8 protein-coding genes and 1 pseudogene are annotated in these 10,315 nt (G+C 47.8%); all 9 read left to right on the top strand.

Annotated features, from left to right (window positions below; genetic code table 11):
* Positions 1–401, top strand: a pseudogene (locus DRF71_RS19570) (hypothetical protein); the annotation flags it as partial.
* A 128-nt stretch (positions 402–529) separates the two neighbouring features.
* The gene (locus DRF71_RS19565; protein WP_112312251.1) at positions 530–1,111 is read left to right on the top strand and encodes an HNH endonuclease; all 582 of its coding nucleotides are present in this window, start codon (positions 530–532) and stop codon (positions 1,109–1,111) included.
* Positions 1,112–1,142: 31 nt separating this feature from the next.
* Positions 1,143–1,487 carry a hypothetical protein gene (locus DRF71_RS19560; protein WP_112312250.1) on the top strand — a complete coding sequence of 115 codons (345 nt, stop codon included), beginning with the start codon at positions 1,143–1,145 and terminating at the stop codon, positions 1,485–1,487.
* A gap of 26 nt (positions 1,488–1,513) precedes the next feature.
* Positions 1,514–1,858: a hypothetical protein gene (locus DRF71_RS19555; RefSeq protein WP_157971186.1), complete on the top strand. Its 345-nt coding sequence runs from the start codon at positions 1,514–1,516 to the stop codon at positions 1,856–1,858.
* A 74-nt stretch (positions 1,859–1,932) separates the two neighbouring features.
* Complete coding sequence (locus tag DRF71_RS19550) at positions 1,933–4,191, top strand: phage tail tape measure protein (protein WP_157971185.1); 2,259 nt, start codon at positions 1,933–1,935, stop codon at positions 4,189–4,191.
* Between the two features lie 58 nt (positions 4,192–4,249).
* Complete coding sequence (locus DRF71_RS27575; protein WP_157971184.1) at positions 4,250–4,876, top strand: hypothetical protein; 627 nt, start codon at positions 4,250–4,252, stop codon at positions 4,874–4,876.
* A 10-nt stretch (positions 4,877–4,886) separates the two neighbouring features.
* On the top strand, positions 4,887–5,552 hold the full coding sequence (locus DRF71_RS27570) for a hypothetical protein (protein ID WP_157971183.1): 666 nt from the start codon (positions 4,887–4,889) through the stop codon (positions 5,550–5,552).
* A complete protein-coding gene (locus DRF71_RS19545) occupies positions 5,549–5,950 on the top strand; it encodes a DUF6950 family protein (RefSeq protein ID WP_157971182.1) in 402 nt (133 codons plus the stop codon). Before DRF71_RS27570 ends, DRF71_RS19545 begins: the two co-directional genes overlap by 4 nt.
* A gap of 54 nt (positions 5,951–6,004) precedes the next feature.
* Positions 6,005–10,150 (top strand): hypothetical protein, encoded by a 4,146-nt coding sequence (locus DRF71_RS19540; RefSeq protein ID WP_112312694.1) that lies wholly within the window; start codon positions 6,005–6,007, stop codon positions 10,148–10,150.
* Positions 10,151–10,315: the final 165 nt, after the last annotated feature.

Here is a 10,315-nt window from a genome sequence, read left to right as displayed (position 1 = left end):
GGGCTAAGGTCTCGATTGGCCGCAAAATCAGCCCTGCAACTACTTTCACTTTCACTGAACTCAAAGGCGTTACCGGCATCGAAATTCCAGCAATCGAATTTGACGAAGTGGAAACTACCAACTTCGGTTCGCCTGGCTTCTCTCGCGAATTTATTCCGGGTCTTTATGATGCTGGCGATATTACGCTTGAAATCCTGTATGACGCTGGCTCTGCCACGGATACTGTTCTGGCCGCTGCTTTTACCTCGCGTGAAACAGTCCAGATCAAATTTGAGGTGATCGGCACTGCTGATCCGGAAATCTGGTCTGGCTATATCAAGGGTTATAACCTTGAAATCTCGGATGCAGAAGCAATCAAGAAGAATCCCGTCTTCCGTATCTCGAACAAGGTAGAAGACTGATTTTTATAAAGTGATTTAATGAGTGTCGCCCCTGCCTTCATTGGTGGGGGCTTTTTCATTTCTTCAATTCGGAAAATACTAGGCTCCTAGATACTATCGGTAATAATAAAAAAGAAAGAGACATACCGATGAGCAACGTAATTTCAATTGATGATTTGAACGATAAATACACCGCTGATTTTGAAAATGGAAAACTGTTTTCAAAAAGAAACGGAAGAGAGGTTGGAGGCGTTTGCCCGACAGGCGGTCACACTCCATATTTGCGCGTGTCGATGAACAAGAATGGAAAGCAGTATAATCTTTATGTTCATCGAATCTTGATGGCAATGAACCTTGGAGAGTGGCCGGAAGCTGTCAATCACAAGGATGGCAACACTCTGAACAATCGGGCCGATAATATTGAGGCAGTCAACCAGTTGACCAACATGCGCAATCGCGCACCGAATAAAAATGCATCAAAATACGGAAGGGGCATCGGATCATTCGATAGACCAAATGCCCCCGCCTATTGGCGATTGGCAATTAGTGGCAATGGCAAGGTAAATGTCTGGCATTTCCGGAAGGATCGGCATTCGCTGTTGGAAGTGCAGCTTGAAAGCGTAAAGCGTTACCATGAATTGGGCTACACTGATCGTCACATCGAACAGACTCTAAAAGCTATCGAAGCAAATCCGGAATACGCTGCTTTGCGCAAATCACTCGCGGCCTAAATAAAATTGAAAATAAGAAGGGAAAACGAAAATGACAAATAAACATATTGGCGAAACGAAATTCAGCAATGGCATGATCTTCAAACTTGACTTCAACACATTGGTTGAATTTGAAGAATTGACAGGTCGCAATGGGGCGGAAATCTTTGATGATCCGACTGGTGCAAATCTTGGGCTGAAAGACATGCGAGCGCTTTGCTATGCCGGATTGAAGAAGCATCAGCCTGAATTGACAATTGAAGAATGTGGCGAACTCATGCCATTTTTCTTCGAACGGTTTAATGACGCAGTGCATAATTCCTTGCCCGAGGCACCGGCAGAGGGAAACGTTCAAAAAGTGGGGAAGACGACAAGACCGCGAAAGCCAAGGTATTAAAGCCTTTCAGGTTTGACTATGAGGAAATGTGGAAGGCATATTGCATCGCCTATCCTCATTCATCAAACTCATTCTTCGATGAGACGCCTAAATCCTACTTGATGAAAATGGAGGCGTTCAATCAACGGCTCAGGCAACGTGAGGAAACATCAATTAACAACGCTTACCTGAATGCTAGGCTAGCGAGAGTTGAGAAGTTTCCGGCATATGAAACATTGATTAAGCAATTCCTGCCAGATGATGGAGGATCGAAGTCTGAACTCACCGAAGAGCAAGAGGCCAAAATCCTATCAGCAAGATTGGCTGACTATGGTTTGAAGTTGAAGGCGATGCAATTGCAAGGTGCAAAGGCGAAAGAAGACCCGGTTTGATGGCCGGGTTTTTTAATGTCCGAAACCCCGATCAACTAAATAAAGTGAGTTATTTTATTTGAGGAATTGGCATCATGAGTTTGGCATCTGTTATCGGCGCTCTCCGGGCTAACCTGAGCCTTGGCACTGCACAATTCGAACAAGGTGCGAAGAAAGCGCAAGGGGCCGCTGGAAAGCTGCGTTCAACGCTTGCTCAAACCTTTTCCAGAATTCCGGGTCTCGAAGGATTTGCCAATTCAATAAATGGCATTCGGGGCAATTTCGGCACTTTGGCTGCATCTGCAACGGCGGCGCTTGGGGCTATGTCTATTTCAGCCATCAATACCGCTAAAGAGTTGCAGAACATGTCCCGGATTGCCAATGCCAGCCCGGAAGAGTTCCAGAAGATTGCTTATGCTGGTGAGCAAGTCGGCATCTCCCAAGAGAAGATGGGCGACATCCTCAAAGACGTAAATGACCGTGTTGGCGACTTCATCGCGACTGGTGGCGGTCCTATGGCCGATTTCTTCGAACGTATCGCGCCGAAGGTTGGGGTCACTGCTGAACAGTTTAGGAAGCTGTCAGGCCCGCAAGCCCTTCAACTGTATGTCGATAGCCTAGAAAAAGCTGGTTTGAACCAACAGGATTTCACCTTCTTCATGGAAGCGATGGCGTCGGACTCAACTGCCCTCATCCCAATTTTGAAGAACGGCGGGAAGGCAGCGCAGGAGTTTGGACAGAGGCTTGAAGACCTCGGCGGGGTGAGAAGCAACGAGTCCGTGGCGGCGCTGGCGGCAATGAAGACTTCGATCAGTGAAGTCGGCATCGTCATGGCCGGGGTGAAAAACACGCTTGGTGATGCATTTGCTCCCGTCATCACTGCCCTGGCATCTTCGTTCGTAAGCCTCATGACCAATGGCTCTGGTCTGCGTCTGGTGTTTGATGGGATTGCCGCTGTTGCCGGAACTGTTGCCGGTGTCTTCTCGAATGTTGTCAACATTATCAGTCACTTGGTTAGCGGAATATGGAATGCCGCTTCTGCTGCTGCATCATGGATCAACCAGACAACGGGGATTGGAAGTGCTATCCAGACAGTCTGGGATTGGACCTTCGGCGCTATCGTGAAGCTGATCGGGCGCATTAGTAACCTGCTGGATGCAGTCGGCGGCATCGGGAACGCCTTCGTCCTCCTCGGTAAGGTCGCGTCTGGAACGTGGAACGGCATCGTTGAGACCGCCAAAGCTATCCCGATTGGCTTGCAAGCTGTATGGGCATCGATCAAGGCCAGCTTTTTCGGACTGATGTTCCTCCTGATGCAGAAGTGGTCCGAGTTCGTCACGATGATGTTCACGACGACTGCCGGAACGCCGGTTGAAATGGAAATTCTGAAATCTGCGATGGATGCTGCGTCTGTCGGGATGATGAACTTCAAGCAGGCAGAAGGTGATGCTGCGGCAGAGGCAGACAGTCTTAGCGAGTCCTTCAAGGGTGCAGTTGCAGATGGGTTCAAACCTGCAACCGATGCTTTGGCCGAACTCTGGGCAGGGACGGAAGACACAAAGACCGCAATGGATGAAACCACAAATTCAACTAACAACTTGGGCGGTGGTCTGGATCAGCTTGCCGAAAAGACAGGCGGTGGCGCGGCAAAACTGTCCAAATATCAGGAAGTGGTGAAAAGGCTATCTGATGAATTGACCAAGCTGAAAGAGACAATGGGCATGACAGCCCTGCAAGAGCAAATCTGGCAGGCGCAGCGCGAAGCAGGCGTTTCTGCCGGATCAGCGCAAGGCGGACATATTGCCGATCTGATTGCCCAGACGCAAAAGATGAAAGATCAGAAAGACGCCGCCGAAGGATTGAAAGACGCCTTTGCCGATATGTTCTCGGAAATCCTCATTGGTTCGGGTTCAGCTTCTAAAGCGCTATCCAACTTCTTCAAACTCATTGCCCAAAACCTGATGAATAAAGCAATTGCCAATTTACTTGGCAGTGTCTTTGGGGCAGGCGGGGCATTGGGTGCGGTTGGCGAGTTTTTGGGCTTTGGCACCAATGCTAATGGAACCGAAAATTGGCGCGGTGGTATGTCGATGGTTGGTGAGAGAGGCCCGGAGATGGTCAACCTTCCTCGCGGCTCTTCCGTCTATAACGCTCAGAAAACAAGATCAATGCTTCGGGAAGGTGGCGGCTCTTCCTCTATCAACGTAAGCCTGTCACCCGATCTTCGCGCCGATATCATTGATCAGGCAAAGCAGAATTCGGTAAAGATCACGGAAAGCGGTATCAATTCTTATCGTCAGTCAGGTGTAAGAAAAGACATTGTACAGCATTCTAGAGACCCACATCGTTACTGATCTGCCAGCATAACCGTAAACACTAAATATCCCTGAGTTAATTCTGAGGGGTATTATTATGGCAATCCTTGCCCTGGCTGATTTTTATGATCGGCTCAAAATCAATTCATATTCATTCGAAATGAATGAGAACATCGTTTCTTCCCAAGATGGTGCGGGTCAAGTGTTGACTTCGCATGTCGGGCCTCGGCTTTGGCGCGGATCAATCAGTTGCTCAACAGTTTCTCGGAATGATGTCAGAGCGTTGAATGCCCTGCTTCAAACAATCCAGAACCCGAATGTTCTATTTGAAGTAACGGACTTCAACTCACAGTATCCCGCGTCATTTAATACAAGCGACAATCTGAATGCAGTCGCCCTGAGCAATCCTGTAGCGGGATATGCCGCGAAGATATCTGGATTGCCTACAACATATGTTCTGAATTCCGGTGATTATTTCAGTCTCACTCATAATGGGGTGAAGCGAATTTACAAAATAGCTATCGGCGCAACTGCATCAGCGGGCGTTGCCAATGTGACGTTGCTGAATCCGCTTCCGGCTGGATTGGCGAACAATATCTCCATTAATTTGAAACGTCCTGTTGTCACCGCCAAATATGTTCCGGGGTCAATGAATGCTTACTCAATCGGATTGGACAGGGCCGATGGGGCTTCATTCAATTGGGTTCAGGCATTGAGAACGTGAGGGGGAAATAATGATTATTACTTCAAACATGCAAGCTGCATTGAATAGCGGCTCAGTGGTTCCGCGCTGGATGTTTTGGATTCGGGCGACCAATCGGGCAACAGGTGCTGTTGAGCAATCGGGCATCTGGAACGGGCTTGAACCTGTTTCGGTCGTGATTGACGGAATTGCCCGAGAATATGGGGCGGCTGGTGCAATGCTCTCCATTCCTCAATTTGAATTTACTTCTGATCTGGCAGTTAAGCAACAGAACGTAAGCCTTTCAATGCTATCGCCTGAAATCGTTCAAATGATCAAAGGATATGACGCCAAATTTGCGCCGGTCGAAATTCATTTGGCTCTGATTGATCCTGATACTGATCAGCTTATTGGGGTGACCAGAGCATTTCGGGGATGGCTGGATACAGTATCGATATCTGAGGATGAATCATCTGCTGTTGCATCCCTGAATTTGGTGACTTCTGCCAGATCGGGAACAGCGGGACTAACTCTCAGTCAATCGAATGCTTCTCAGTTGGCCCGTGATCCTACCGATAAAGGCCGGTCGTATGCAGCTATTTCCACAAAAGTGAAATTCTCTTGGGGCGCTCATACAGACCTTGTGCCTCAACACCGCGCTTACATCGGCGGTCAACCAACAGCGGCGGAAGTAATTATAAGCAGGTTTATAAAATGAGATTGCAAGATTGGCGTTCCAAATTTCAGAAGATGCTGGCTGAAAAGGAAAATCAGCCTTTTGCATATGGTAAGAACGATTGCGCTCTGTTTGGCGCTGATGTTGTTTTTGCTCTTACCGGCAATGATCCGGCTTTGAAGTATAGAGGAAAATACAGGTCGCTGTCTGGCGGTTTGAAACTGATCAAGAAAGACGGTTTCAAAAATCAAATTGATTATGTGGTCCTCAATTTCAAAGAAATCCCGCCAGCATTTTCAGGAATCGGTGATATCGGAATTGCTAATTATAACGGGCAGGATTGTGTTGTCGCAATTGCCGGAACATTTGCCGTTGCAGTTGGCGAATTTGGATTGGTTCGGATCGATCTGGAAACGGTGAATAAGTTTTATAAAGTCTAAAGTCTAAAGTCTAAAGTCTAAAGTCTAAAGTCTAAAGTTTAAGGGGTTAATCTCATGGCATTTATGGGTGTTGCATTTACTGCTATTTCCGGGTTCTTCGCGAAAACAGTCGTCGGCAAATTCCTCGGGCAAGCGCTGCTTTCGTTTGGTCTGTCTGCATTGTCGATGGCTCTGGCCAAGAAGCCTCAGATGAACACGGGCGGCATAACCGGCGATCAAACCATGTCGGGCGAGACTACTCCGCAAAGAATTGTTATGGGGTATACTGCTACAGGCGGAACTCTTCTCGCGCCTCCGTATGCTTACGATTATAACAACAGTAAAGAAAGCAACTACCTAACGTATTTTGTCGCCCTGGCTGATTTCCCGATTAATGAAATTGTCGAAGTAATCGTTGATGGCAAACGCTATGGGCTAAATCCGCAACTCAGTCCGGAGGATGCAGGATATGGCGCAAATGATATCTTTGGTCGTTCACTGGACGGTCAATTGACCGGATGGGCCTATGTCAAATTTCATGATGGACGCCAGGCAGAAGCAGATGCAACTTTTGTTGATCTTCTGGATTCATACCCCGAGAGACCATGGACGAATGAATTTAAACTGACTGGCACGGCATATGCGGCAATCACATTCATTTATCACAGGGATGTGTTTACTGGCGCTCCTGAGTTCAGATTTGTTGTAAAAGGGGCAAGCCTCTATGATCCCCGTTTTGATAGTTCAGTTGGTGGTTCTGGTTCTCAAAGATGGGCCGATCAAACAACTTGGCAATTCAGCGATAATCCGGCAGTTGCATCTTATAACATTTTAAGGGGAATTCCGCTTCCGGATGGTTCGATTTACGGGAACAATGCACCTGCCAATGCTTTGCCGCTTGCTCCATTCTTCAATGCAATGAACATCGCTGATGAAGATGGCACTCAGCCCGATGGCGAATGGTTTGAAGATACTAAACGCTATCGGATTGGACTGGAATTTGGGGTTGATCAAGAACCCAATGCGGTTTTGGATACGCTGCTTGTATCCGCTATGGGTAAGGTAACTGAATACGGCGGATATTACTCAATCGGTCTCGGGCCGTCTGCTGCTGCCCCGGCTGTAGTCGCGATTACGGATGAAGATATCATTGTGACTGCAAGTCGGGATTATTCGCCCTTCGTCGGGCAATCTTCCACTTATAACGGCATTACAGCTTCATTCCCTGATCCCGAAAGCCTTTGGGAAAGCAGAGAAGCAACACCATTTTATAATACCGAATGGGAAGTCAAAGACGGCAAACGACTTGTTGCCGATCTGAAAATGACTTCATGTTTCTCGCCTCGGCAAGTTCGTCGGGTGATGAGAGAAGCCCTGAATAATAACCGGCGTGAGAGAACGCACGTTATTACTTTGCCTCCTGCATATCTGTCATTGATTCCCTTGCAAACGATTAGCTGGACTTCGGTTCATAATGGCTATGTGTCAAAAATCTTTGAAATCACGGATAAGCAAATTGATCCGGAAACGCTGGCTGTCGTTCTTTATCTGCGGGAGTCTGATCCGGCTGATTATGATTTTGATGTTGCGTTTGATAGCGTTCGCCCAATCGTTGCAAGTGTCAATCCTGTTGATTTTGTAATCACCGGCGTTGATGGAGTTGCAGCTTCACCTTTGCTGATCAGAAATGATAGCGGCAATGGCAAAAGGGTTGCTGTCAAGATTGAGTGGAATCCGACTGTCGCCTTTGCGTCATTGACATATGAAATAAAGAATAATGCCGGTGAAGTGGTCGAGTTTGGCTCAGTTCCGGATGTTCGTTCGGGATATGTAATCGTTGCCGGGGGTATTCTTCCTTCCTCAACATACACAGTGAGATTGCTTGGTCGGGTTTCCGGTCGGGATTCCGAATGGTCTTCATCGGTAACGGTTATCACGCCTTCTGCTTTGCTTGACTTCGAAGATTTTGAACCCGATGTGCAAACGTCGATCAATGGCGCAATTCTTGCGGGTGAGGCTTCTAATGCGGCTGCAACCGCTGCTGTTCTGGCGGCTAATAACGCTTACGGTTATATGGTTTCAGCAAATACTTTTGCTATGGCGGCGAATACATTTGCGGCGACCGCTCAAACTTTCATGATCGGGGCTTCGGCGTTTTCTTCGAATGCACAAATTTTTATGCTGGCGGCTAACACAGCAAGGGCAGGGGCAGTTCTTGCAGCAAACACCGCAGCAGTTGCAGCTTCCAATGCGAATGCTTCGGCTGCATCTGCTGCAAATAGTGCAAGTCTGGCGGTCTCTGCCCGTAATACTGCAAATGGTTATTCTCTCGCTGCCGCAAATTCTGCAACGGCTGCGGCGGCATTTGCAAACGCTTCCGGGCAATCAGCTTCCATCGCTTCGGCTCATATGCTTGCGTCTAACACTGCAAGGGCCGCTGCTAACACGTTTGCCACTCAGGCCGCAGAATCCGCTTCGAATGCTGCTGGATTTGCAGCTACGGCTTCGACTGCTTCGGGGGTTGCCGCATCTTCTCTCACCGATCTGCAAAGGGCATTGGCTTCCACAACGGCAATCATTAATGGACGAGCATCAACTGCAACATTGCCATTTGGTCCAACAAATCTTGGAACGATTGACGGCTATACTCCATCTGGTGCAAGCAATTATTCATCAGATGCTGATGGAGTATATTTCTTTAGATCGGCTTCTTCTGTTGCGGCAACTGTTCTTCGGGGTGGCGTTCCATCTGCCGATGGTAAGGTTTATCGGGTAACCGCAAGAATTAAATCAACGGCTGCAAATGATATTCGTTTAATGATTTATTGGTTGCGATCAGATGGAACAGGGGTTTCCGGGGGCGGGTATGGCGTGACCACAATCGCGGCGAATGCAGTCACAACCATTTCCGCCACATTCGGCAGATTGAGCGGCGGTCTGGTCAATATCGCGGTCGGCAATCAAACGATCTGGAATGAAGCTGCTTTCATCCGCTTTGGGGTTGCAAACGTTAATGCTGTGGCGGGTTCAAATCTTCAAATTTATGAAATCACCGTTGAAGATTTGACAGATGCTGATCAAGCTGCCCGACAGGCTGAATCTGCCTCTATTTCTGCAAATAATTCTTCGGCGTCTGCAAACAATGCCGCATCTTCGGCAAACAATGCATCAACATCAGCTAACCTTGCTTCAATCTCGGCAAACTCGGCTGTTAATGCTGCATCAATCGCAACTGTAAAAGCTAATGAAGCCGGAACATATGCGAGTGAGGCCCTTGATTACCGGAATACATCTGCCCGTTTGATGAGTGGTGGGGTATCAAAAAATCCTGTCTTCAATGACTGGACAGGAACATATCCGGCCAATCTTTCAATCGGCAATGTCACTGCGGGGGCTGTTACTAAAGTCACTTCGGGCAATCGTCGTTATATTAACACGATGGAAGTTGATGCTACCAATTCGGCAGTTAATGGCCCGTTGATCCAGCTTTCAAGTGTGCTTGGCGGTTCAATTGATTGTTCATTGAGTCCGAAAGCGGTTCTGGTTCGTATGGAGATTGAATACATATCGGGTGATCTTGCAAATTCGGGTTCGTTGATCAGGGGAGGATGGCAGGATTCTGCGGCTCAACTCTCCGATGTTTGGTTGAAGAATTTGATCACGCCATCATCTGGCATCATTCAGAAGATTGAAGTTTATATTGAAAGACCGGCAACGGCTGTTCCTGCATCCGCAACTTCATTTGCTCTTTCGTTCTTCGGCCATACGTTTGCAGGTGGTCATACCGCTGCCCCCCTGAAAGTGAGAATTCATCGTTTTGACTTTGAAGAGGTATTGGAGAACAGCACAACTTCAATTTATCAGCAGGCAGTTGCAAACCTAAATGGTATCACCTCGGGCGTTGTTGGTCTTCGGGCAGTTGCAGGTTCGGCAAATGCGGCATTGGAATTGATTGCTCTGTCTTCTCCGACTGGAACGACTTCATCCGCCAGAATTGCTGCCAACAATATCATTTTGGATGGATCAGTGAGGGCGCAACACCTGAGCGCAAATAGTGTGAATGCCGGTCATATCAACGTGACTTCGCTTTCTGCGATTAGCGCGACAATCGGCATTTTGAGAACGGCAACCAGCGGCGCGAGGCAAGAGATACATACTGATAGAATTCTAATTTATGATGCGAACAATGTGTTGCGGGTTAGGATGGGAAATTTGACGTAAGAGGAGTTTAAAATGAGTATTTTTATCAATAAGGAAAATGAGAAGACGATTTGTCAATGTGATTGCTGCGGAGCGATTGGCGAAACCGAAAAGCCAAATGGTGTTATTGTCGAAGGCTGGATGTCTGGCCAAATTTGGCTTGATGAGTCCCTTGGCTTTCAACCC

Origin of the sequence: Pseudogemmobacter bohemicus, assembly GCF_003290025.1 — a bacterium.
Classification (GTDB): Bacteria; Pseudomonadota; Alphaproteobacteria; order Rhodobacterales; family Rhodobacteraceae; genus Pseudogemmobacter; species Pseudogemmobacter bohemicus.
Note: the sequence above shows the minus strand (reverse complement) of the source record. Positions and strands in the feature narration are given on the sequence as shown.